General features: G+C 66.1%; 26 protein-coding genes and 1 pseudogene. 12 read left to right on the top strand and 15 right to left on the bottom strand.

Annotation, left to right across the window (positions count from 1 at the left end; all coding sequences use genetic code 11):
• Nucleotides 1-8: 8 nt before the first annotated feature.
• The 6 genes from ACWV14_RS05870 to ACWV14_RS05845 all read left to right on the top strand — a co-directional run bounded on the left by ACWV14_RS05870 (nucleotide 9) and on the right by ACWV14_RS05845 (nucleotide 4,487).
• Nucleotides 9-365, top strand: a complete 357-nt coding sequence (locus ACWV14_RS05870) for a low molecular weight protein tyrosine phosphatase family protein (RefSeq protein ID WP_454907732.1) — start codon at nucleotides 9-11, stop codon at nucleotides 363-365.
• Between the two features lie 23 nt (nucleotides 366-388).
• The gene (locus tag ACWV14_RS05865) at nucleotides 389-1,666 is read left to right on the top strand and encodes an SMI1/KNR4 family protein (RefSeq protein WP_454907733.1); all 1,278 of its coding nucleotides are present in this window, start codon (nucleotides 389-391) and stop codon (nucleotides 1,664-1,666) included.
• Between the two features lie 27 nt (nucleotides 1,667-1,693).
• On the top strand, nucleotides 1,694-2,269 hold the full coding sequence (locus ACWV14_RS05860; protein WP_454907734.1) for an exonuclease: 576 nt from the start codon (nucleotides 1,694-1,696) through the stop codon (nucleotides 2,267-2,269).
• Nucleotides 2,266-3,129 carry an alpha/beta hydrolase gene (locus tag ACWV14_RS05855; RefSeq protein ID WP_454907735.1) on the top strand — a complete coding sequence of 288 codons (864 nt, stop codon included), beginning with the start codon at nucleotides 2,266-2,268 and terminating at the stop codon, nucleotides 3,127-3,129. Before ACWV14_RS05860 ends, ACWV14_RS05855 begins: the two co-directional genes overlap by 4 nt.
• Entirely contained in the window at nucleotides 3,126-4,085 is a 960-nt protein-coding gene (locus tag ACWV14_RS05850) for an ornithine cyclodeaminase family protein (protein WP_454907736.1), read from the top strand. The genes ACWV14_RS05855 and ACWV14_RS05850 overlap by 4 nt, the downstream gene beginning before the upstream one ends.
• Before the next feature lie 135 nt (nucleotides 4,086-4,220).
• The gene (locus ACWV14_RS05845; protein ID WP_454907737.1) at nucleotides 4,221-4,487 is read left to right on the top strand and encodes a hypothetical protein; all 267 of its coding nucleotides are present in this window, start codon (nucleotides 4,221-4,223) and stop codon (nucleotides 4,485-4,487) included.
• Here ACWV14_RS05845 and ACWV14_RS05840 read toward each other — a convergent pair.
• Nucleotides 4,478-5,089 carry a TetR/AcrR family transcriptional regulator gene (locus ACWV14_RS05840; protein WP_454907738.1) on the bottom strand — a complete coding sequence of 204 codons (612 nt, stop codon included), beginning with the start codon at nucleotides 5,087-5,089 and terminating at the stop codon, nucleotides 4,478-4,480. The genes ACWV14_RS05845 and ACWV14_RS05840 overlap by 10 nt on opposite strands.
• A gap of 122 nt (nucleotides 5,090-5,211) precedes the next feature.
• On the opposite strand from ACWV14_RS05840, the gene ACWV14_RS05835 reads away from it, so the two are divergent.
• Complete coding sequence (locus tag ACWV14_RS05835) at nucleotides 5,212-5,721, top strand: DinB family protein (protein ID WP_454907739.1); 510 nt, start codon at nucleotides 5,212-5,214, stop codon at nucleotides 5,719-5,721.
• A 23-nt stretch (nucleotides 5,722-5,744) separates the two neighbouring features.
• Here ACWV14_RS05835 and ACWV14_RS05830 read toward each other — a convergent pair whose 3' ends face one another.
• The gene (locus ACWV14_RS05830) at nucleotides 5,745-6,161 is read right to left on the bottom strand and encodes a hypothetical protein (protein ID WP_454907740.1); all 417 of its coding nucleotides are present in this window, start codon (nucleotides 6,159-6,161) and stop codon (nucleotides 5,745-5,747) included.
• A gap of 315 nt (nucleotides 6,162-6,476) precedes the next feature.
• On the opposite strand from ACWV14_RS05830, the gene ACWV14_RS05825 reads away from it, so the two are divergent.
• The 3 genes and pseudogenes from ACWV14_RS05825 to ACWV14_RS05815 form a co-directional block, all read left to right on the top strand.
• A complete protein-coding gene (locus tag ACWV14_RS05825; RefSeq protein WP_455342650.1) occupies nucleotides 6,477-6,899 on the top strand; it encodes a hypothetical protein in 423 nt (140 codons plus the stop codon).
• Nucleotides 6,900-7,045: 146 nt separating this feature from the next.
• Nucleotides 7,046-7,624 carry a DJ-1/PfpI family protein gene (locus ACWV14_RS05820; RefSeq protein ID WP_454907742.1) on the top strand — a complete coding sequence of 193 codons (579 nt, stop codon included), beginning with the start codon at nucleotides 7,046-7,048 and terminating at the stop codon, nucleotides 7,622-7,624.
• Nucleotides 7,625-7,689: 65 nt separating this feature from the next.
• Nucleotides 7,690-8,028: pseudogene (locus tag ACWV14_RS05815) on the top strand (ribbon-helix-helix domain-containing protein); the annotation flags it as partial.
• Between the two features lie 38 nt (nucleotides 8,029-8,066).
• Here ACWV14_RS05815 and ACWV14_RS05810 read toward each other — a convergent pair.
• The 4 genes from ACWV14_RS05810 to ACWV14_RS05795 all read right to left on the bottom strand — a co-directional run bounded on the left by ACWV14_RS05810 (nucleotide 8,067) and on the right by ACWV14_RS05795 (nucleotide 11,785).
• A complete protein-coding gene (locus tag ACWV14_RS05810; RefSeq protein WP_454907743.1) occupies nucleotides 8,067-9,077 on the bottom strand; it encodes a Bug family tripartite tricarboxylate transporter substrate binding protein in 1,011 nt (336 codons plus the stop codon).
• 122 nt (nucleotides 9,078-9,199) lie between these two features.
• Nucleotides 9,200-10,405 (bottom strand): 3-oxoadipyl-CoA thiolase, encoded by a 1,206-nt coding sequence (pcaF, locus tag ACWV14_RS05805; protein WP_454907744.1) that lies wholly within the window; start codon nucleotides 10,403-10,405, stop codon nucleotides 9,200-9,202.
• A 34-nt stretch (nucleotides 10,406-10,439) separates the two neighbouring features.
• Nucleotides 10,440-11,087: a 3-oxoacid CoA-transferase subunit B gene (locus ACWV14_RS05800; RefSeq protein ID WP_454907745.1), complete on the bottom strand. Its 648-nt coding sequence runs from the start codon at nucleotides 11,085-11,087 to the stop codon at nucleotides 10,440-10,442.
• The gene (locus tag ACWV14_RS05795) at nucleotides 11,084-11,785 is read right to left on the bottom strand and encodes a 3-oxoacid CoA-transferase subunit A (RefSeq protein ID WP_081269977.1); all 702 of its coding nucleotides are present in this window, start codon (nucleotides 11,783-11,785) and stop codon (nucleotides 11,084-11,086) included. Before ACWV14_RS05795 ends, ACWV14_RS05800 begins: the two co-directional genes overlap by 4 nt.
• A gap of 126 nt (nucleotides 11,786-11,911) precedes the next feature.
• On the opposite strand from ACWV14_RS05795, the gene ACWV14_RS05790 reads away from it, so the two are divergent.
• On the top strand, nucleotides 11,912-12,697 hold the full coding sequence (locus ACWV14_RS05790; protein ID WP_454907746.1) for an IclR family transcriptional regulator domain-containing protein: 786 nt from the start codon (nucleotides 11,912-11,914) through the stop codon (nucleotides 12,695-12,697).
• Nucleotides 12,698-12,727: 30 nt separating this feature from the next.
• Here the strand turns inward: ACWV14_RS05790 and ACWV14_RS05785 are convergent, their stop codons facing one another.
• Nucleotides 12,728-13,732, bottom strand: a complete 1,005-nt coding sequence (locus ACWV14_RS05785; protein ID WP_454907747.1) for a Bug family tripartite tricarboxylate transporter substrate binding protein — start codon at nucleotides 13,730-13,732, stop codon at nucleotides 12,728-12,730.
• 178 nt (nucleotides 13,733-13,910) lie between these two features.
• On the opposite strand from ACWV14_RS05785, the gene ACWV14_RS05780 reads away from it, so the two are divergent.
• Nucleotides 13,911-14,414 (top strand): hypothetical protein, encoded by a 504-nt coding sequence (locus tag ACWV14_RS05780; protein WP_454907748.1) that lies wholly within the window; start codon nucleotides 13,911-13,913, stop codon nucleotides 14,412-14,414.
• Here the strand turns inward: ACWV14_RS05780 and ACWV14_RS05775 are convergent.
• The 8 genes from ACWV14_RS05775 to ACWV14_RS05740 all read right to left on the bottom strand — a co-directional run bounded on the left by ACWV14_RS05775 (nucleotide 14,392) and on the right by ACWV14_RS05740 (nucleotide 22,293).
• Nucleotides 14,392-15,420 carry a branched-chain amino acid ABC transporter permease gene (locus ACWV14_RS05775; RefSeq protein ID WP_454907749.1) on the bottom strand — a complete coding sequence of 343 codons (1,029 nt, stop codon included), beginning with the start codon at nucleotides 15,418-15,420 and terminating at the stop codon, nucleotides 14,392-14,394. The genes ACWV14_RS05780 and ACWV14_RS05775 overlap by 23 nt on opposite strands.
• A 14-nt stretch (nucleotides 15,421-15,434) precedes the next feature.
• Nucleotides 15,435-16,301 (bottom strand): branched-chain amino acid ABC transporter permease, encoded by an 867-nt coding sequence (locus ACWV14_RS05770; RefSeq protein ID WP_454907750.1) that lies wholly within the window; start codon nucleotides 16,299-16,301, stop codon nucleotides 15,435-15,437.
• The gene (locus ACWV14_RS05765) at nucleotides 16,294-17,010 is read right to left on the bottom strand and encodes an ABC transporter ATP-binding protein (protein WP_454907751.1); all 717 of its coding nucleotides are present in this window, start codon (nucleotides 17,008-17,010) and stop codon (nucleotides 16,294-16,296) included. The genes ACWV14_RS05770 and ACWV14_RS05765 overlap by 8 nt, the downstream gene beginning before the upstream one ends.
• A 124-nt stretch (nucleotides 17,011-17,134) precedes the next feature.
• Nucleotides 17,135-17,854, bottom strand: coding sequence for an ABC transporter ATP-binding protein (locus ACWV14_RS05760; RefSeq protein WP_454907752.1), 720 nt, complete (start codon nucleotides 17,852-17,854; stop codon nucleotides 17,135-17,137).
• Between the two features lies 1 nt (nucleotide 17,855).
• Entirely contained in the window at nucleotides 17,856-19,109 is a 1,254-nt protein-coding gene (locus tag ACWV14_RS05755) for an ABC transporter substrate-binding protein (protein ID WP_454907753.1), read from the bottom strand.
• A gap of 45 nt (nucleotides 19,110-19,154) precedes the next feature.
• Nucleotides 19,155-20,618 carry an aldehyde dehydrogenase family protein gene (locus ACWV14_RS05750; RefSeq protein WP_454907854.1) on the bottom strand — a complete coding sequence of 488 codons (1,464 nt, stop codon included), beginning with the start codon at nucleotides 20,616-20,618 and terminating at the stop codon, nucleotides 19,155-19,157.
• A gap of 132 nt (nucleotides 20,619-20,750) precedes the next feature.
• Entirely contained in the window at nucleotides 20,751-21,758 is a 1,008-nt protein-coding gene (locus ACWV14_RS05745) for a hydroxyquinol 1,2-dioxygenase (RefSeq protein ID WP_301507997.1), read from the bottom strand.
• 13 nt (nucleotides 21,759-21,771) lie between these two features.
• Nucleotides 21,772-22,293, bottom strand: a complete 522-nt coding sequence (locus ACWV14_RS05740) for a hydroxyquinol 1,2-dioxygenase (RefSeq protein ID WP_454907754.1) — start codon at nucleotides 22,291-22,293, stop codon at nucleotides 21,772-21,774.
• Nucleotides 22,294-22,375 lie beyond the last annotated feature (82 nt).

The following is a 22,375-nucleotide window of genomic DNA, read 5'->3' as shown; positions in this document are numbered from 1 at the left end:
ATTCATTCATGCCCGAAAAACCATCGACCTCGCCCGTTCGCAACGTTCTCTTCATCTGCAGCCGCAATCAGTGGCGCAGCCCGACCGCGGAGCAGATCTGGCGCCGGCATCCCCTTATCTCCGCACGCTCGGCCGGCACCAGCCCGAATGCGCGGCACACGGTGTCTGCGGACGACATCGAATGGGCCGACGTGATCCTGGTGATGGAAGAAAAGCACAAGTCGCGGCTTGTGGCGGAGTTCACACGAATGCTGCGAGGCAAGCCGATCCATGTGCTCGACATTCCGGACGAGTACAAATACATGGACCCGGAACTCGTCGAAGAGCTCCACCGCTCGGTGTCGTCGATCCTCGGCATCGCGTAACAAGCAAAAGGACTTAACCCGTCGTGACCGACATCCTGTCCCGTCTTCAGACACTCAAGCGGCTCGATCTGGACTGCAGTTGCTTTGCGGCGAAGTCGCACTGGTACGACCTGAATCCGCCACTTTCCGAAGAAGAGGTCGCACAGGTGGAAGCTAAGCACGGGTGCAGATTCCCCGATGAGTACCGCAGGTTCATCACGGAGATCGGAAACGGTGGTGCGGGCCCGGCATATGGCGTGTTTCCGCTCGGCATGCACGACAGGAGCCACGACCTTTGCCGTTGGGACGAGGGCTACGCACTCATCGGAGACCTGTCCAGGCCGTTCCCGCTGCGCGACGCATGGAACCTTCCAGAGGACTTCTGGCGCCAGCAGCCCGATCCGCCGGAAGACATGCCGGTCGAAGAGCAAGACCGGATGCACGAAGCTTGGGAAAGGAAGCTTGAAAGCGACTACTACGCCACCAGCATCACCGACGGCGCCATACCCATCTGCCATGAAGGCTGCGCCCTGCGCAACTGGCTGGTCGTGACAGGGCCTCTGGCAGGTACGGTCTGGCGCGACCTGCGCGCGGACAACGAGGGCATCGAACCCTTCCTGAAAGAGGATGGAACCCGCATGGGTTTCAATGACTGGTACCTGCACTGGGTGGAGCAGAACATCCGGCAGGTCGTCGAGTCACAAGCGCAGAGTCGCCTCTCCCAGGCCTTCTCGCCCCGGCTGTCGAAGCTCTCGAACCCGAAGGCTGCGGCATTCGCGACCTTCTGCGCTCAGGCCCTCTATCCCAATGTCGAGGCCTACGCCTCGGCCATCGGCTTCGACAAGAAATTCTCGTTGCAGGACCGTTTGGACAAGGTGCTGTGGGCGCAACTGCTGCAACAGGATTTCAACCTGCCGCTGACCTGCGACGAAATGGTGGACAGCCTGCTCGGCGTACAGCATGACCTGGGGCGGCACTTGGCGTCCACAAGGAAAGCCGGCCCAGACGACGCGCCCATGAAGGCCGCAGTTTTCTCGTACATCGCCGCATGTACTTTCTGGTTCGGCAACGGAGACCCGCAACAGCAGTTGGCCGTAACGCAAGGTGCGGTCAAAGGCGAAGCCATGTGCGAAGCGGCAGAGTCCGAGATACGGTGGGCGCTCGAACAGCTCGAAGGCGAGCCGTCAGAGTGGGCAAGCGCAGACCTCATCGAAAAGCTGCGCACTCGCGCCAGGGCCTGCAAGGCTTTTCTTGCATCCCCGGCCACCGCACCGGCGAAGCAGCCGTGGTGGAAGCGTTTGATCCCCGCCGACTCGCAATGAGCGAGCCCCAACGACCTGCCTACACCCATGCCAGAAATCTACATAAGCACAGACGTCGAATCCGACGGCCCCATTCCCGGCCCGCATTCGATGCTCAGCTTCGGCTCTGCCGCCTACACGGCCGACAAGCAACTGCTTTCCACCTTCAGCGCCAACCTGCACACGCTGCCCGGCGCCGAAGCCGACCCGAAGACCGCCGCCTGGTGGAAGACCCAACCTGAGGCATGGGCCGCCTGCCGCACCGACCTGCAGGACCCCGCCCACGCCATGAAGAACTACCTGGGCTGGCTCAAGGGGATGCCTGCGCGGCCCGTGTTCGTCGCGTACCCGGCGGGCTTCGATTTCCTGTTCGTCTACTGGTACCTGATGCGCTTCGCGGGCGAGAGCCCGTTCAGCCACTCGGCGCTCGACGTGAAGTCGTTCGCGATGGCGATGCTCCAGCTCGACTACCGCGACAGCACCAAGCGCGCGATGCCGCGCCGCTGGTTCGACCCCGGGATGCCGCACACGCATGTGGCGCTCGACGACGCGATCGAGCAGGGCGCCCTCTTCTGCAACATGCTTGCGGAGAACCGCGCGGCCGCCAAGGGTGCAAAGCCATGACCGACACCGGCCTGATCCGCCGATGGTGCGGAAAGCTCGCGCTGTGCGCACTGCCTCTGCTGCTGGCAGGTTGCGTGCAGTCGATGTTCTATTACCCCGACAACGTGCGCTACGAGACACCCGACGTACTGGGCATGCGCTACGAACCCGTGCAGTTCACCAGCGCCGACGGCACGCGCCTGAGCGGCTGGTTCCTGCCCGCCGCCGACCGCAAGAACCCGAAGGAGGCCAAGGGCACGGTGGTGCATTTCCACGGCAACGCGCAGAACATGAGCACGCACTGGCGCTTCGTGGCCTGGCTGCCCAAACAGGACTACAACGTGCTCGTCTTCGACTACCGAGGCTACGGCCAGTCCGAAGGCAAGCCGGAGCCCAAGGGAGTGTTCGAGGATTCCAATGCCGCGCTGAACTACGTGCGCTCGCGCCAGGACGTCGACCCGGAGCGGTTGTTCGTCTTCGGGCAGAGCCTGGGGGGCACCAATGCGATCGCGGTGGTGGGGTCGGGCAACCGCGCAGGCGTGAAGGCGGCCGCCATCGAGTCGACCTTCTATTCGTATTCCTCGATTGCCAACGACAAGTTCAAGGGCGCCGGCCTGATGGTGAGCGACGAATATGCGGCGTCGAAGTACGTGGCGGCGGTCTCGCCGATTCCGCTGCTGTTCATTCACGGCACCGCCGACCAAGTGATTCCTGTCGAGCATTCGAAGCGGCTGCTGGCCGACGCGCGCGAGCCCAAGCGGCTGATCGAGGTGCAGGGCGCCGGGCATCTGGAGCCGATGACGACCCTGCGCTTCGGAAGCGCCTACCGCAAGGCGCTGACGGCCTTCTTCGAATCGTCCATGCAGCCGCTGCAGCAATGAAGCATTTCGACGAAACCGCCACCCGCGCGCCGCTGGCTTTCGAGCGGCTGGTGCCCGCGCTGCGCTCCGCGTTCGCGGCCGAGGCCGAGGTGCCGCCACGCCATGTGCACGCCATCGAGACCGCCGGCGCGGACGGCGCCGCCTGCAAGGGCACGGTGCTCATCATGCCGGCGTGGAGCGACGCGGGCTTCCTGGGCATCAAGACCATCAACATCTTCCCCGGCAACGGTGCGCGCGGCCTGCCCGGCCTGCACGCGACCTACGTGCTGTACGACGCGCGCACCGGCGTGCCGCTGGCAATGATGGACGGCAACGAGATCACCGCGCGCCGCACGGCGGCCGCTTCGGCGCTGGGTGCGTCGTTCCTCGCGCGCAAGGATGCACGCCGGCTGCTGGTGCTGGGCACCGGCCGCATCGCGCGCATGCTGCCGGCCGCGCATGCGAGCGTGCGGGCCATCGACGAGGTGTGGGTGTGGAACCACCGGCCCGAAGGCGCCGAGGCGCTGGCGGCGCAATGGCGCGCCGAGGGCTGGAATGCGCGGGCCGCCATCGACCTGGAGACCGCCGTGCGCAGGCACGCCGACATCGTGAGCTGCGCCACGCTGGCCACCGCACCGCTGGTTCGCGGCGAATGGCTTGCGCCGGGCTCGCACCTGGACCTGATCGGCAGCTTCACGCCCGCAATGCGCGAGACCGACGAACATTGCTTCTCCGCTGCGCGCACCTTTGTCGACACCCCGGAAGCGCTGCAGAAATCCGGCGACCTGCTCGACGCGATGGCGGCGGGCACGCTGCGTGCGCAGGATGTCCAGGGCACCTTGGCCGAGTTGTGCCGCGGCGAGCGAACCGGCCGGTCCAGCGACGAGGAGCGCACGGTCTTCAAGGCCGTGGGCAGCGCACTCGAAGACCTGACCGCCGCCACGCTGGTGTGGCAGGCCGCGGCGCCGACGGCCTAACGCTTCCGGCTTAGTGCCCGCCGCAAAACCGGTTCTGGAGGGCTTTTTCCTACATCCGCATACGTCAAGCAGCTAATAGCGCGCCCTGGCACATGCCGCTATCTTCTTTGCACGACATACAGAGGAGGCGCCCGCATGCTCAGCACAAACCACAAAGCAAACATCCTGCGCAAGGCCGGGTACGACGTGCCGGCATGTCCGATGGAGCCCGGCGCGCCAGGGGCGTACGCGGCAAGCCTTCCCGCCGACACGGTGCACCAGACGCCTCAAGCCTGGGGCAAGGCGATCGAAACAATGTATGTGTCTTATGCCGCAGCCCGCGCAGCCAAGAGCCTGCGCGATGCCGAAGAAGCGCGGATGCTGGCGATGCTGCAGCTGCGCTCGGCCAAGGCCTACGCCTGAGCCATCGCGCCCCGGTCGCGCAAATAGGCAAGGATCAGCCGGACCAGCTCGGTCCTGAATGCCGCCGCACCGAGTTCATTGCGGCCCGCTGCCGAGTGGACAACGCCTTCGACCGCAGACGAGAGCATCCGCGCGGCCATGGCCTGGTCTTCGCCGTCGTCTCCACTACGGCCGTCGGCGGCAGCAAGCAGCGCCTGATAGCGCCGCTGGTACTCGGCCTCGAACGCCACGTAACTCGAGCGAGCCCCCAGCGGCACCTCGTCGACCAGCACGTGATGCAGCGCCTGGTCGATGGAATGGGCAGCGATGACGCCGTCGACGAACCGGGCAACCCGCTGCTCGAGGGCAAGGGTCTCGCTCTGCTCGTCTGCTGCGGACAGCACGCGCAGCACCTCGTCCAGATGCCGCTGCCGGATCGCCTCGGCGATGGCCAGCTTGTTCGGAAAGTACTGGTACAGCGAGCCCACGCTGACGCCAGCGACCGCCGCGATCTCATTCGTCGTGAATCGGGCCCAGCCTCGGCGGCCCAGAACGCGAGCAGCGGCTTCGACGATCACATCGACCGTGGCGCGCGAACGCTGCTGCCGCGGTGCTTTGCGCATGCTCTTGTGCTGCGAAGGAATGCGAGTACCCAAGTTCGAGGCTCCACTCAAGAATAAGACCGCGCGCACCCGCCGTCGGCCGATGGCTGCGAAGTGTGCCGTTTTTATCCAAGGGAACCACGATGACCACGCAGACACTTTTGAATTCCTTGTTCCGCTACAAGTCATGGGCGGACGAGGGGCTGCTGGCGGGCCTGGCCACGCTGGCCGAAAGAGCACCGCAGGCCGAGTACCAAGCCGCAGTTCGCGTCTTCAACCACGCATGCATCGTCGATCGCATCTTCGTGGCGAACCTGCAGCGCATGGAACACGGCTGCACCGCGACAGGGTCGGACACCGCGCCGCCGCTGCGGGAACTGGCTGAAACAGTGAGGGAAACGGACCGCTGGTATGTCGCCTACACAGCGCGCGTGAGCACGGAAGAGCTTGCGCAGATCATCGACTTCACCTTCACCGATGGTGCCGCCGGCCGGATGTCGCGCCAGGAGATGCTGGGCCACGTCGTGACCCATGCCGGCTACCACCGGGGCGAGGTCGGCCGGATCATGTGGCGGCTCATGGGCTCGTCGCCTCCCGACACGTTCACCGGCTTTCTGCATCAGGCCGAGCCCGCGCGCCGCATGCGCGCTTGAAGGGCCCGGCGAGCTTGCCTTGCTTACTTGCTTTGCGCGGCCTTCAGCACCGGGTTCTCCATGGTGGAGATCACCTTGCTGTTGACGCGCGAGCCGCCGGTCACGTTCTGGTCGGGTGCCGCGGCGGTGGCCATGGCTTCCTGGTAGACCTGGGCCGGGTCGCGGCTCGAGGTGAAGGGATCGGGACCGCGCGAGCCGCGGGTCACGTTCTGGTTCGGCGCATGGGCCGTGTCGACGGCCTGCTTGTAAACAGCTTCGGCGTCCGCCGTGGAGGTGAACGGATCGGCACCGCGCGAGCCGCGCGTGACGTTCTGGTCCTTGGCATGGGCAGCGGCGATGGCTTCTGCCTCGACAGCTTCGCGGGTGCGTTGCTGGGCGTTGGCGGAAGCGACGGCCAGCACGGTGAGTGCGGCGGCAAGGGCGAGTTGGGAGGTCTTCATGGTTCCGTCTTTTCTATGGGTTGTCTGTCTGGATGGGGTCTTGCCTCTGTGATTCGGGAAAACCCTGAGCAAGGCTATTAACGTCAGAAGGCATATCCGTGACGGCCCCTGGGCGCGGAGTAGCTCTTTCGCAAGCGCTGCAACCTCTGCGAACTTCTGTTAACAGCTTCCGGGCATTTCGAATTTCCTGCTTGCCCGCGCATGACGGGTTCTGACACAGTCAGCCGATCCAGACCGCGTCACAGCACGCACATCCAGCAAAGGAAAGCCGCAACCATGGGACTGTTCGACCTCCTGAAGAAAAAGAAGCCAGCCATGCCTGAAACGATCGAGGAAGGCATGGCTTCGCAGGCCACCGACTTCGTCGGCGCGTTCTCGCGGCCCGGCGCACCCATCGAAGGCTCGCGGCTGGACTACACGGCGTCCTCCTTGTCGCTGGTCGACCAGATGCTCGACGACTTCTTCAAGCAGCGGGCACCCCTGCCGGATGATCTTCACTTCCTCGCGTCGGCATATGTCTTCGAGGTTGCGCGCCGCGAATTCGGCGGACGCTACCTGCGGGGCGACGAGGACAACCCCTTCGTTCTGGTGATCGGCCAGGGAGACGCCCAGGTAGGCGTATGCGTGATGGGCAAGGTGCGCGGGCGTGCAGTCAACGGCCCCGAGGACGACCTGGGCTTCTTCTACGCCGGCATCGCACCCGCCGTAGCGCGCGGTGCGAGCGCTACGCTCATCTGAGGACAGCGCTCGTTGCAACGATGACCGCGGCAAAGCACGGTCACAGCCGGCTGCTACCCGCGGCGCCCACCTCCTTCGAATAATGCGGTGACGGTAGCCCGCACGCGCACCGCATTCCGACAACCTCATCCGAAGGAGACAAACAGATGGCTCGCAAGATCCTCATGCTCTGCGGCGACTACGCCGAAGACTACGAAACCATGGTGCCCTTCCAGGCCCTGCTGGCCGTGGGCCACACGGTGCACGCGGTGGCGCCCGACAAGAAGGCCGGCGACTGGGTGCACACCGCCATCCACGACTTCGAAGGCGCCCAGACCTACAGCGAGAAGCCCGGCCACCGATTCACGCTGAACGCCAACTTCGCCGACGTGCACCCCGAGGCCTACGACGCGCTCGTCATTCCCGGCGGCCGCGCGCCCGAGTACCTGCGCATGAACACCCGCGTGGTCGAGATCGCCAGGCATTTCCTGGCCGCCGACAAACCGCTGGCCGCCGTGTGCCACGGCGCGCAACTGCTCGCGGCCACCGGTCTGCTCAAGGGCCGCAAGGTTTCTGCCTACCCGGCCTGCCAGGTCGAGGTGGAACTCGCCGGCGCCGAGTACATGGGCATTCCGGTCGACCAGGCAGTGACCGACCGCAACCTCGTCACCGCGCCAGCATGGCCGGCGCACCCGGCGTGGCTCTCGCAGTTCCTGGTGGTGCTCGGCACGCGCATCGAGCACTGATCGATTCACCGACGGGCGGCGCTACAGTGCGTGCGTCGCCCATACCCCTCAAAAGGAGACAGCCCATGTGCGAAGTCTTCATCAGCGCCGATCCGCAGAGCTACGACGCGCGCACGCGCTCGGTGCGGCTGCACGGCGTGGTCACCAGCATCCGGCTCGAGAACCTGTTCTGGCAGGTGCTCGAGGAAATCGCGCAGCGCGACGGCATGGTCGTGGTGCAGCTCATCGAGCGGCTCTACGACGAGCTGGTCGCGGCGCGCGGCGAGGTCGGCAACTTCGCTTCGTTCCTGCGGGTCAGCGCCTTGCGCTACGAGGCGATGGTGGCTCAAGGGCGCATTCCGGCGGACACCTCGGTGGCGATCCGCTCGCTCGATGCCAAGGCCGTGCTGCATGAATTGCCGCAGGGGTGGGGACGGCCGGCGCCCGACGGACGCGCGGGCGCTCAATCCAGCGAAACGTTCGCCTTGCGGATCACCTCGGTGAACCGCTTCGTCTCGCTCGCCACGAACTCATCGAACTGCGGGCGAGTCGTCGGGAACGGCTCGTAGCCGAAGCTCTTGAACTTCTCCAGCACGTCGGGCTCCGCCAGGCCCTTCTCGATGTCGCGCTTGATCTTCTCGGTGACCGATGCCGGCAGGCCCTTCGGCACGGCAATGGCGTTCCAGCCGATGACCTCAAAGCCCTTGGGACCGCCCGATTCGGAAACCGTCGGCACGTCCGGGAATGCGGCCACGCGCTGCGGCGCGGCTGCGGCCAGGAAGCGCAGCTTGTTCGCGCGCTGCAGCGGGCCGGCGGTGGCGCTGCTGCCCAGCGCAAAGGCCAGTTCGCCCGTGGCCACCGAGGTGTAGAGCTGCGTGGTTTCCTTGTAGACGATGTGCTCCATCTGCGTGCCGGTGGCCGACTCGAACAGCTCCGAGCCCAGGTGCACCGGGTTGCCCACCGACCACGAGCCGTAGTCGAGCTTGCCGGGGTTGGCCTTGGCATCGGCGATCAAGTCGCCGATGGTCTTGTACTTGCTGTTGGTGGCCACGGTGAAGAAGAAGTAGGTCTTGAACAGCGGCAGCAGCGCGTCGAAGTCCTTGCTTGTGTCGTAGGGCAGCTTCTTGAACAGCGCGGGGTACGCGGCCAGGTGCACGTTGTCGAGCACGATGATGTCGTGGCCGTCCCTGGCGCCGCGCTTGAAGGCATCGATGGCGATGAAGCCATTGCCACCGGGGCGGTTCTCGACCACCACCGGCTGGCCCCACGCACGCGAAAGCTTGTCGGCCACCAGGCGCGCCACGCCGTCGGGGCCGCCACCCACCGGGAACGGCGTGATGATGCGCACGGGCTTGGTGGGAAAGGCCTGTTGTTGCTGCTGCGCCGATGCGGTGGCGGGCACCAGCGCGGCGGCGGCGAGCGCCAGTGCGGCCAGGCCGACATTGCGGCGCGTCGGCTTCGTTGTGTTCTTCATCCTCTGATCCTCTTTTCTAGATCCTCATTGATTGAAAAAAAGCCATCGGGCCGCTATGCGTGCGGCTTCCGATGGCTTGTTGGTTCTCTTCTTGTTGTTGTGTGTTCGTTCGCAGTGCGGCGTCAGACGCGTTCGAGAATCACCGCGATGCCCTGCCCCACGCCGATGCACATGGTGCACAGCGCATAGCGGCCGCCGCCCTTGTGCAGCTGGTTCACTGCCGTGGTGGCCAGGCGGGCACCGCTGGCGCCCAGCGGGTGGCCCAGCGCGATGGCGCCGCCGTTGATGTTGACGCGTGCGTCGTCGTCCTTCAGGCCCAGCAGGCGCAGCACGGCGAGGCCCTGGGCTGCGAAGGCTTCGTTCAGTTCGATGACGTCGATCTGGTCGAGCGTGAGGCCGGTGAGCGCCAGCACCTTCTGCGTGGCGGGCGCGGGGCCGATGCCCATCACGCGCGGCGCGACGCCGGCGGTGGCCATGCCGACCACCCGGGCGCGCGGCGTGAGGCCGTGCTTGGCGGCGCTGGCTTCATCGGCCAGCAGCAGCGCGCAGGCGCCGTCGTTCACGCCGCTGGCATTGCCGGCGGTCACGGTGCCGTCTGGGCGCACCACGCCCTTGAGCTTGGCGAGCGACTCGAGGCTGGTTTCGCGCGGATGCTCGTCCTTGTTGACGATGATGGCGTCGCCCTTCTTCTGCGGCACGGTCACGGGCACGATTTCGGAGTCGAAGAAGCCCGACTTCTGCGAAGCCACGGCGCGCAGCTGCGAGTTCAGGGCCATCAGGTCTTGCGCCTCGCGCTCGATCTTGTAGTCGGTGGCCACGTTCTCGGCGGTCTCGGGCATCGAGTCGACGCCGTACTGCGCCTTCATGAGCTTGTTGACGAAGCGCCAGCCGATGGTGGTGTCGTACACCGCGTTGTTGCGGCTGAAGGCGCTTTCGGCCTTGGGCATGACGAAGGGCGCGCGGCTCATGCTTTCCACGCCGCCGGCGATCATCAGGCCGGCTTCACCGGCGCGGATGGCGCGCGCCGCGGTGCCCACGGCATCCAGGCCCGAACCGCACAGGCGGTTGATGGTCGCGCCGCCGAGTTCGAGCGGCAGGCCCGCCAGCAGCGCCGACATGCGCGCGACGTTGCGGTTGTCTTCGCCGGCCTGGTTGGCGCAACCGTAGAGCACGTCGCCCACGGCCTGCCAGTCGACGTTCTTGTTGCGTTCCATCAGCGCCTTGAGCGGCACGGCGCCCAGGTCGTCGGCGCGCACGCTGCTGAGCGAACCGCCGTAGCGGCCGAAGGGAGTGCGAACGGCGTCGCAGATGAAGGCTTGGTTGGTCATGGTGTGGTGTGTCTCTGTAATGGCTTGAAAGGGATCAGGCGGCGATCGGAAGGCCGACGAGCTTTTCGAGTTCTTCGCGGCTCAGGCCGTCGACCACGTCGATGAGCTTCAGGCCCTGCGGCGTGCATTCGAGCGTGGCGAGGTCGGAGTACACGCGCTTGACGCAGGCGATGCCGGTCAGCGGATAGGTGCATTCCTTCACCAGCTTGCTTGCGCCCTGCTTGGTCAACAGGTCCATCATGACCCACGTCTGCTTGGCGCCGATGGCCAGGTCCATTGCGCCGCCGACGGCGGGAATGGCGTCTTTCTCGCCGGTGTGCCAGTTGGCGAGATCGCCGGTGGCCGACACCTGGAACGCGCCGAGCACGCAGATGTCGAGGTGGCCGCCGCGCATCATCGCGAAGCTGTCGGAGTGGTGGAAGAACGAGCCGCCCGGCAGCAGCGTGACGGGCTGCTTGCCGGCGTTGATGAGGTCGTAGTCTTCTTCGCCGGCCTCGGGCGCGGGGCCCATGCCGAGGATGCCGTTCTCGCTCTGCAGGATGACCTCGCGGCCCTTGGGCAGGTGGTTGGCCACCAGCGTGGGCTGGCCGATGCCGAGGTTGACGACGGCGCCGTCGAAGATGTCCTGCGCCACGCGGGCGGCGAGCTGGTCCTTGGTGCGACGTGTATAGGTCATGGTCATGCTGCCTTCTTGAAGCCGCCGGCTTGCGTGGCGACACGTTCGATGCGCACCACCTGGTGCACGAAGATGCCCGGGGTCACGATGGTCTCGGGGTCGAGGGTGCCGAGCTCGGCGATGTCGTGCACGGTGGCGATGGTCTTCTTCGCGGCCATGGCCATCACCGGGCCGAAGTTGCGCGCGGCCTTGCGGTAGACCAGGTTGCCCCAGCGGTCGCCGCGCTCGGCCTTGATGAGCGCAACGTCGCCGTGAATGGGGTACTCGAGCACGTATTGCTTGCCGTCGATCTCGCGGGTCTCGCGGTTGCCCGCGAGTTGGGTGCCGTAGCCGGTGGGGCAAAAGAAGGCGCCGATGCCTGCGCCCGCGGCGCGGATGCGCTCGGCGAGGTTGCCCTGGGGTACGAGCTCGAGTTCGATCTTGCCGCTGCGGTAGAGCCCGTCGAACACCTGGCTGTCGGCCTGGCGCGGGAAGCTGCAGATGATCTTGCGCACGCGACCCGTCTTGAGCAGCGCCGCGAGGCCGGTCTCGCCGTTGCCCGCGTTGTTGTTGACGACCGTGAGGTCCTTGGCGCCCTGCTCGACGAGGCCGTCGATGAGTTCGCCGGGGATGCCGGCGGTGCCGAAGCCGCCGATGAGAACCGTGGCGCCGTCCTGGATGCCCGACAGGGCATCGGCGACCGAGCGCGCGATCTTGTTGATCATGAAGCTTGTCTCCGGGTGAGAGGAAAGAAGAAACCGAACCGCGATCCGCTGGATTCTGCGAACCGCCAAATTGTTCGTCTAAAGAACATTTGTTCGTATAATGAATTCTAGAGAGGATCGCTCACCATGGCAACCCACGCGACACAACCCACCGCACCCGCGCCCGGCGACAGCTACGTGCAGTCTTTCGCGCGCGGCCTGCAGGTCATCCGCTCGTTCAGCGCGAACGCGCCGCACCAGACGCTGAGCGAGGTGGCGGCCGGCAGCGGGCTCACGCGCGCAGGCGCGCGGCGCATCCTGCTCACGCTGCAGACGCTGGGCTATGTGGTGACCGACGGCAAGCTGTTCACGCTCACGCCGCGCATCCTCGACCTGGGATTCGCGTACCTGTCGTCGATGCCGATCTGGAACCGCGCGGAGCCGGTGATGGAAGCACTGGTGCAGCAGGTGCAGGAGTCATGCTCGGCCGCCGTGCTCGATGCGACCGACATCGTCTACGTGCTGCGCGTGCCGACGAAGAAGATCATGCACATCAACCTGGGCGTAGGCTCCCGCCTGCCGGCCTATTGCACGTCGCTCGGGCGGCTGCTGCTGGCCGACCTCGATGACGACGAAGTTCGCACGCGCCTCGAAGCCTCCGACATCCAGATGCTGACCAAGCACACGCTGACCGACATCGACGCGCTCATGGCCAAGGTGGCGCAGGCGCGCAAGCAGCAGTGGTGCCTGGTGAACCAGGAGCTGGAAGAAGGCCTGATCTCGGTGGCCGCGCCCATCGTCGACCGGCAGGGGCGCATGGTGGCCGCGCTCAACATCAGCGGGCAGGCGAACCGCACCAGCGCGAAGGTGATGCAGGAGACCATGCTGCCGGCTCTGGTGGATGCGGCAAAGCGGGTGTCGCAGCTGCTCTGAGCGCCCACCCGCGGCCGCGTCGGCGCGCGCTCAGGCGTCGGAGTGAATGCCCTTCATCAGGATCACGCCGCCCAGGCGCGTGGTGTCGGCGCGCATGCGCTTGGCCAGCGTGTCGGGCGAGCCTGGCTGCGCCTGCCAGCCGGTCTTGAGCAGCGCCTGGCTCACCTCGGGCGAGCTGATCACTTCGACCAGCGCGGCGTTGAGCCTTGCCACGGCGGCAGGCTTCATGCTGGCGGGCGCGGCGAGCGCGGTCCAGATCTCGAGGTCGGCGCCGCGCACGTCGGCGTCGCGGATGGTGGGCAGCTCGCTCGCCAGCGGGCTGCGCTCGGGCGAGGTCACGCCGATGGCCTTGATCTTTCCCGACTTGATGTGCTGCATGGCAAGGCCGGGCGGCAACAGCGCCAGATGGATCTCGTTGGCCAGCAGGCCCGCGATGACCTGCGGGTTGCCGGTGTAGGGCTTGTGCTGCGCGGTGATGGCGGCGCGGCTCTTGATGAGTTCCATGCCCAGGTGGCCCACGGTGCCCACGCCCGGCGTGCCGTACTTGCCGCCGGCGCCGAGATTGCGCACCCACAGCAGCTGCTCGGCCGCGGTCTTGCCTTCGGCGTTGCCCGACACCGCCAGCACCAGCGGCGCGGTGCCGATCAGGCCGACTGGGGCAAAGTCTTTTTCGGGGTCGAAGGGCAGCGACGGGTTGAGCAGCTTGGCAATGGTGAGGTTGCCGTTGATCAGCGCACCGATGGTGTGGTCGTCGGTGGCCTTCGCCACCTGGTCGGCCACGGTGTTGCCGCTGGCACCGGGCTTGTTCTCGACCGTCACCGGCTGGCGCAGGATCTTCGACAGTGGCTCCGCGATGGCGCGGGCCGCGAGATCGGGCGATGCGCCGGCGGGAAAGCCCACCAGGATGTGCAGAGGCTTGGTCGGCCAGGCATCGCCGCCGGTGCTGCGCTGCTGCGCCCAGGAGGCCTTCGCTAACAGCGATGCGGCGACGGCTGCCGCGCCGCCTTCGAGCAAGCGGCGTTTGGTGATCGTCAAGATGACTCCAGGAAGAATGAAAAGACTTGGAAATTGCTTAGGCTTCGTTTACATGAAGTTACATTATGAGGCTGCATTAATCAAGTCTGAATGAGCGCCGCGCAGAGCTTTATTTAGCATGGGGGCAAGGGAGCATCGACCTGATGCCACTACATGCAACCAGAGGGAGCACACGCCGATGATCGAGTTTTTCCACACCAAGGACCGCCTGCGTTTTCTGCTGTATGTGGGCGCCATCGCGGCGCCGCTGCTGCTCATCAGCGCATGGGTCGTGAGCAGCATGGAAGAGTCCGCCGCCGCCAAGGGCGAGCCCAACGCGCAGGGTGGCCTGAGCTATCGCATCCAGGAAAAAAGCGGCGCCACGATCTTGCCACCGCCGCTGGCCGCCTTGCTCTCGGTGCCACCGAACACCGCAATGACCGACGTGGACGTGACTGCAGACAGCACCGGCCGCTTGAGCAGCGCGGCCATCAAGGCGTTCAGTACCGACGGCTTCAAGACGGTGGCCGCCTTCCACAGGCCCACGCTGTCGCCCGTCACCACCGACAGCGCGACCTCGCTGGAGGGCGTGCGCGACGGCTACCAGATCAGGATCTCGCAAGAGACCAGGTTCTTCGACAACGATCCCTACAAGGACCGCACGAAGATCGAGTACTACATCAACCCCGTGAAGAAGCCGTAGCACCGACCGGCGCGTGCAGCAGCAGCTTGCGCTGCGTCGGGAACAGCGACCAGCCCCAGCGCTGCTGCGCGTAACCCCACAGGCCCTGCTTGAAGAACAGCGTGACGAGAATCGCGAGCAGCCCCAGCCCCAGCAGATACCAGGTGCCGTAGTCGCTCAGGAACTTGTTGAGCGCCCAGAAGATGAGCGCGCCCACCAGCGGCCCCTCGATGCGGCCGATGCCGCCGATGACCACCATGAAGATGGCGAAGGCCGTCCAGTTGACGCTGAAGGCCGCGTCGGGGCTGATGCGCAAGTTGCCCACGAAGTACAGCGCGCCCGCGAGCCCCGCGCCGAAGGCCGCGACCACGTACACCGCCAGCTTCATGCGCGCGACCGGAATGCCCTGCGACTCCGCCGCCACCTCGTTGTCGCGTATGGCCAGCAGCGCTAGGCCGCGCTTGCTGCGCAGGAACAGGTAGACCAGCGCGACGGCCGCGACCACGCAGGCCAGCGCCATCCAGTAGGTGGTGCTTTCGCGCGTGGCCTTCTCGATGCCGCGCAGCGCGGTGAGCGTGGTGCCCGAGCCGCCGCCCACGGCCGACACGTTCGCGAAGCTCAGCCGGAACACCTCGGCGATGACCCAGGTGCCGATGGCGAAATAGCCGCCCGACAGCCGAAAAGCGACGAAGGACACTGGAATGGCAACCAGCCCCGCCGCCAGTGCCCCCAGCGGTATCGCCACGAACGGATTGACGCCCCCGAAGTTGCCCAGCATCAGCATCACGTAGCCGCCGAAGCCGAAGAAGGCCTGCTGCCCGATGCTCACCATGCCGCCGTAGCCGGCGAGCAGGTTCCACATCATCGCGAAGATGAAGTAGCAGGCAATCTCGACGAACTCGCGCATCCAGCTCGACTCGCCCCACCACGGCAGGCTGGCCGCAACGAGCACGAGGGCAATGCCGGTGGCCAGCGCGGCGCGGCTCGCGGCGGTGGCACGCTCCACGGCGATGAGTGTGGGGGGCATGTTGGTCATTCGCTTCATCCGCGCGTTTTTGGAAAGAGCCCCTGCGGCCGCAGCACCAGCACCACCAGGAACACGATGTGCCCGAACCAGATGCCCCAGCCCGGGTCGAGCCGGAAGCCGATCTGCTGCGTGATGCCGAGGATCATCGCGCCGGCCAGCGTGCCCCAGAAAGAGCCCATGCCGCCGATGATCACGGCCTCGAAGGCGAAGAGCAGCAGCAGCGGCCCGTCCGATGGAGACACCGTCGTGCGCATGCCCTGCAAGGCGCCTGCAATGGCGATGAGCACGAAGGCAATGGCGGTGGCAAAAGCGTAGACCTTCTTCGCGTTCAGGCCCATCAGTTCGGCGATCTCGCGGTCGTCCGACACGGCCCGGAACGACCGCCCCAGCGCCGTGCGCGCGAAGAGCCATTGCAGCGCGCCCGTCGCCACCAGTGCGATCGCCAGCACGACCAGCGGCAGCACGCCGACCGACATTGCACCGCCCAGCGCAATACCCTGCGTGCTGAGCCCGCCGGTATCGATGGCGCGCGGGTCGGCCGAGAACAGCTCCAGCAGCAGGTTCTGGATCACGATCGACAGGCCGAAGGTAACGACCAGCGAAGGCAGCGGATCTTTGCCGAGCGTGCCGTTGAGCACGTAGCGCTGCAGCGCATAGCCGAAGCCGAAGGCCACCGGCAGCACCGCGAGCGCGACCAGCCACGGCGCCACCGCATCGCCCGTCAGCGACACGCCCGCGATGACCGCGAACGCGCCGAGGATGATGAAGTCGCCCTGCGCGGTGTTGGTGAGCCGCATCACGCCGAACATCAGCGACTGGCCCAGCGCGAACAGCGTGTAGAGGCCGCCGAGCAGCACGCCCTGGACAATGGTTTCAAGCATGGGCGGCCTCGATGCCGAAATAGGCCTGCGAAATCTGCTCACGCGTGAGATCGCACGAGTCGCCTTCGAGCGACACGCGGCCTTCCTGGAAGCAGTAGATGCGCTGAGAGACCTGGCGCGCCATCGTCACGTCCTGCTCGACGATGACCACCGTCATGCCTTCGCCCGTGATGGTGGGCATGGCAGCGTAGATCTCGCGGATGACGATGGGCGCGAGGCCCAGCGAAAGCTCGTCGCACAGCAGCACCTCGGGGTTGCTCATGAGCGCGCGGCCCAGCGCCACCATCTGCTGCTGGCCGCCCGAGAGCGACGTGCCCGGCTGGTGCCGCTTCTCGGCGAGGATGGGAAACAGCGCATACAGGCGCTGCAGGTTCCACGGGCCCTTGCGCGCGGCAGTGGCGCCCATGAGCAGGTTCTCTTCCACGCTGAGGCTTGGGAACAGGCGCCGGCCTTCGGGAACCATTGCAAGGCCCCGGCGCACGATGTCGCCGGGCGGAAGTCCGCCGATGGGCTGGCTCTTGAAACGGATGGCTTCGCGCGGCGCGCGCACCAGGCCCGTGAGGCTCTTGAGGAAGGTCGACTTGCCCGCGCCGTTGGCGCCGATGATGGCGACGAGTTCGCCTTGTACCAGGGAGAAGTCGATGCCGAAGAGGGCTTGGGCGTCGCCGTAGAAGGCCTTGAGGGAGTGGGTAGAGAGCAGGGTGTTCATGGCTTTTTCTCCCTCCCCCGCTGGGAGAGGGCCGGGGTGGGGGCAAGCGGCGTTGGAGTGGTGACGCCGTCGCGCCCCCATCCCCACCTTCCCCCAGCTGGGGAAGGAGCAATACGGAACGCGCTCATGCTTCCATCCCCATGTACACCCGCTGCACCTCCGCATCGTTCATCACCACCCGCGGCGCCCCCTCCGCAAGCTTCTGCCCGAAGTTGATGACGAACAACCGGTCCGCCAGCGACAGCAGCGCATGCACCACATGCTCGATCCAGATCATCGTCACGCCCCGCGCCTTGATGCGCTTGAGCTCCGCAACAAGCACGGCCGCCTCCGGCTCCGTCAACCCGCCCGCGATCTCGTCGAGCAGCAGCAGGCGCGGCCGCGTCGCGAGCGCACGCGCCAGCTCCAGCCGCTTGCGGTCGAGCAGCGTCAGCCCGCCCGCGGGCTTGTTCGCATGCGCCATCAGGCCTGTCTGCGAGAGCACCTCGTGCGCCGTCTGCCATGCCTCGCGCTCGGTCTGCTGCCCGCCGAAGCAGGCGGCGGTCACGAGGTTCTCGAACACGCTCATGTTGCCGAAGGGTTGCGGCACCTGGTAGCTGCGCCCGATGCCCGCATGGCAGCGCTGGTGCGGCTTGAGCCGGGTCACGTCGCGGCCCGCGTACTCGACGCGCCCCGCATCGGCGCGCACATCGCCCGAGATCAGGTTGAACAGCGTGGTCTTCCCCGCGCCGTTCGGCCCGAGGATGCCCAGCGTCTCGCCCTCGGCCACCGACAGCGTGATGTCGTCAGTGACCTTGAGCGCGCCGTAGGACTTGCTCACGGCATGCAGTGCCAGCAGTGCCATGTCAAAGCAGCCGCAGCTTGCCGCCGGTAGGAATGTTGGTCGCCGCCTCGTTGTTGACGATGGTCAGCTCCACCTTGTACTTCGTGCCCTTGCCCCACTGGCCGAGCACCAGCGGCGTCTTGCTGACGTTCTTGAACGGCCCCTGGCCGCCCCACTTCACCGGGCCGACCACCGAGTTGATCGAGGTCGACGCCACGGCATCGCGCACATCCGACGCCTTCAGCGACTTCGCGCGCCCCAGCGCATTCGCCGCCACTTCGAACAGCGCATGCGCGAAGCCGATGGGCTGCGTCCACTGCTTCTTCACGCCGGCCTCGTAGGCATCGGCCAGCGCCTTCGCGCTCTGCTGCGTGAGGCTCGAAGTGAACGGATGCGACGGGCTCCACCACACCTCGGTCGACAGGCCGTCGCCCAGATCGCCGAGTGCTTCGATGGCACCGGGGAACAGCAGCGCCTTGCCCAGCGTGATGATCTTCGGCTTGAAGCCCTGCTGCCGCGCCTGCGTGAGGAAGGTCTTGGCATCTGGCGGAATCACCACGCCGGTGACGATCTCGCACCCCGCGCTCTTGAAGGCCGCGATCTGCGCGCTGAAATCCTGCGTGCCGTTCTGGAAGCGGCCGGGATCTGTGAGCGTGAAGCCCATCTGCGCGAGCGGCTTCGGAAAGCCCAGCTCCTTGTCGCCCCAGGCGTTGCCGTCGCCGTCGTTCGGGAACAGGCCGCCCACCTTCTTGTTGGTGGCCAGCGTCTTCCAGCCGTTGGTGAAGTTGGCGATGACGTCTTCAAGCCCCCAGAACATGTGATACGTCCAGTTGAAGCCCTTGGCCGGGTCGCCCTTGCGGCCGAAGAACCAGGGCTGCCACGGCACCACGCTGGAGATGCAGGGCACCTCGTTGAGTTCGCACGCGTCGCTCACCGGGTTGGCGGTTTCGGGCGTGCCGGCCGTGAGCACCAGCGCGACCTTGTCCTTCAGGATCAGGTCGTTCGCCACTTCCCCCGCGCGGTTGGGGTTCGACTGGCTGTCCTTCAGAACGATCTGCACCGCGTATTTCTTGCCGCCAACGCTGATGCCATCCTTGAAGGCGGTCTTCATCTGGTCGATGACCCATTTGTCGGCCTCGCCGAAAGGCGCGAGCGGCCCGGTCTGCGGCGACACGTAGCCGATCTTCAGCGTGTCGGCAGCGAACACCAGAGGTGCCGCGCCCGATGCCACCAGCGCGGCCGTGGCCTGCGTGAACTGTCTGCGATTGAATGTCATGGTTGTCTCCGTCTCTTCTGTTTGTTTTGCCGCAAAGGGCCCGGGTCAGCGCGCGAAGTGCGGCGGTATCTGCGCGTCGACGTTCACCCACACGCTTTTCACCTGCGTGTATTCGCGCATCGCATCGAAGCCCATCTCGCGGCCGTAGCCGCTCTGGCCGACGCCGCCGAAGGGCGAGCCGGGGTTCACGCGCTTGTAGCTGTTGATCCAGACCATGCCGGCGTGCAGGTCGCGCGCGACCTTGTGGGCGCGTTGCAGGTCGCGGGTCCACAGGCCGCTGCCGAGGCCGTAGTCGGTGCCGTTGGCGATCTGCATCGCCTCTTCGTCGGACTTGAAGGTGAGCACGGTGACGAAGGGGCCGAAGACTTCTTCCTGCGCGACGCGGTCCTTGTATGACCTGGCGCGCATCACCGTCGGTTCGACGTAGCAGCCCTTCGCCAGATCGCCGCCGGGCGACTTGCCGCCAGCGAGCAGTTCGCCGCCCTCACCCTGCGCAACATCGACATAGCTCAGCACGCGCTCGCGGTGCTGTGCGCTGGTGAGTGGCCCCATCTCCGTCGCCTCGTCGAGCGGGTTGCCGAGGCGGATCGACTTGGCCAGCGGAATGAACTGCTCGAGGAAGGCATCGGCGATCTTCTCGTGCAGCATCAGCCGCGAGCCCGCGATGCAGGCCTGCCCCTGGTTGTGGAAGATGGCCCACGCGCTGCCGTTGACGGCCGCCTGCAGGTTCGCATCTTCGAAGACGATGTTCGGCCCCTTGCCTCCAAGTTCGAGTTGCACCTTCTTCAGGTTGCCCGCGCTGGCCTGCACGATCCGTCGGCCGGTGGCGGTGCTGCCCGTGAAAGCGATCTTCGCGATCTCAGGATGCTCGGCGATGTACTGGCCCGCCACGCTGCCCAGCCCCGGCAGCATGTTGACCACGCCGGGCGGCAGGCCAGCTTCGGCCATCAGCTCGGCGATGCGCAGCGAACTCAGCGGCGTGATCTCCGCCGGCTTCATCACGATGCAGTTGCCGGCCGCGAGCGCGGGCGCCATCTTCCAGCTGGTGAACATCAGCGGAAAGTTCCACGGCACCACCTGGCCGACGATGCCGACCGGCTCGCGCAGCGTGTAGTTGAGGAAGCCCTCTTCCACCGGAATGGTCTCGCCCTGGAACTTGTCGGCCATGCCGCCGAAGTAGCGGAAGCACGCGGCCGTGCGTGGCACGTCGAGCCGGCGCGAATCGCGGATGGGGTGGCCGGTGTCTAGCGATTCGAGGCGCGCGAGCTCTTCGCCGTTGGCCTCGATGAGGTCTGCGAGCTTCAGCAGGATGCGGCCTCGATCGGCGGCAGCCATGCGGCTCCATTTGGGGAAGGCGCGCTTTGCCGCGGCCACGGCCTTGTCGACGTCGGCCTTGCCGGCCAGCGCGACATCGACGATGGGCGTGTTGTCGTGCGGGTTCAGCGTGGCGAGCGTCTCGCCGGATTCGGCGTCGACGAAGCGGCCGTCGATGAAGAGCTGGTGGCGGATGGACAGTGCAGGCATGGTCGTTCCTCTCCCTCCCCCGCTGGGGGAGGGTTGGGGTGGGGGCTTCTTCAAAGAGGGCGCGGGCCTGGAGAGCCCCCACCCCTGCCCTCCCCCAGCGGGGGAGGGAGAAATGCATCAGAACTGCACGGGAATCTCGGGCGATTCGCCCTTCTGGATCTCGTACACCAGGCTAGGCGATCCGTTCTCCCACACCAGCAGCATCGAGCGTTTGGGGCTGAAGCCCTGGTGCCGGCAGTAGGCTGGCATGGCGGCCATGTCGCCCGCCTTCATGATCACGCGGGCCATCGGCTTGCCGGTGTTCTTGTCCCCGCAGTCCCAGTGGATCTCGTCGGTCATCTGGAAGAACCACTCGACGCGGTCGTTGCCGTGGATGATCGGCAGGATGTGTTCTTCGGTCGTCGGGCACATGTAGCTGTGCTTCACCACCGAGGTGAAGCTCGGGTTCCACGTGACCTGCGAACGGCTCAGGAAGCCGAAGAGATTGAAGGCGTGCACCTCGTTTTCGAAGCCTGGCTCGGGGTGCAGCTCGGGCTGGCCCTGCGGCACGTCGGCGAAGGCGCGGTTCACCGGAGCGCCGCGTTCGTCGCTGCGCAGGTCGAGGTCGCCCTTCAGGCCCACGCAACGCTTGGCGAGTTCGCGTGCCCTCGTGATCTTGGCGGTGTTGTTGCCGTTCTTGCGGCCGTAGGGCGAGCCGGTTTCCTGCGGCGCTGCGAAGGGGTCGAAGCTCTCGTTGGTCCAGTCGTCGAGCATGGCCTCGAAGGTGGCTCGGATCTGCGCGGTCGGGAAGTTCTCGAGCAGGTCGATGCCCGCGTCCTTCATCGTGCCGTTGAAGCTGCCGGCGTACAGGTCGACCGACTCGTAGTGGTTGACGGTGCCGAACACGTCGTCGAAGTTGACCCAGCCGTAGAAGAAGCCCCAGGCCACGTCGCGCATCAGCGCTCGCAGGTAGCTGCCGGCGTCCATGGTGTGGCTCATGGGGCGGCCGTCGCGGGTCTTCCAGCCGATGTGCACGAAGTATTCGTCACGGCGGAAGCTGAAGCTGCCGAGCGAAAAGTCCTTGTAGCCGAGCGTGGCGTCGGGCTGCGACGCGATCACCTTGGCGAGTTCTGCGGGTGCGTTCATGGTGCGGTTCCTCTCAATGCGATTGGCAGATGTCGGCCCACTTCTCTACCGAGAGGTCGCCCTTGCAGCTCTGAAGGACGATCACGCCCGGCTCGCCGGCGGTGCGGAACTGGTAGGCGGTGTTCTTCGGCAGCAGGCCCTGGTGGCCGCGCGAGAGCTTCATCCAGCCCATCTTCTTGCCCTTGGGCTCGCCCTCGACGAGCACGGCACCGTTCTTTTCCTTGTCGCTCACGGTCTGCGCGGCATCGAGCTGCACGAGGTGCACTTCGACCTCGCCGTCCATCACCAGCGCGAACTCGTCGTGCGCGCAGGTGTACCAGGGCGAGGTGCCTTCCGCGCGCAGCGTCTCCAGCACATAGATCTGGTTCTGGCCGAACACGACCTTCTCGTAAGGCTTGCTGATGCTCGCGATCTCGAAGCAGTTGGAAAACGCATAGTGGCGCACGTCGTCGTCGATGGGCTCTACGTGGCCCTTCTCGAAGTGCTTGAGCGACCCGAAGCGGGTCCGGTAGGCGGTCGAAGTAGCGGCTGTCATGGCTTGTCTCCTTGTATGAGCGAACTCTAGGAGCCAATGGCCACCCCCGGTAGGGACCAGATTGGGAGAGGATTATTCGGAG

This window comes from Variovorax durovernensis, from assembly GCF_977011995.1.
The sequence above is the reverse complement of the archived record's forward strand: the minus strand, read 5'-3'. Positions and strand labels throughout refer to the sequence as shown.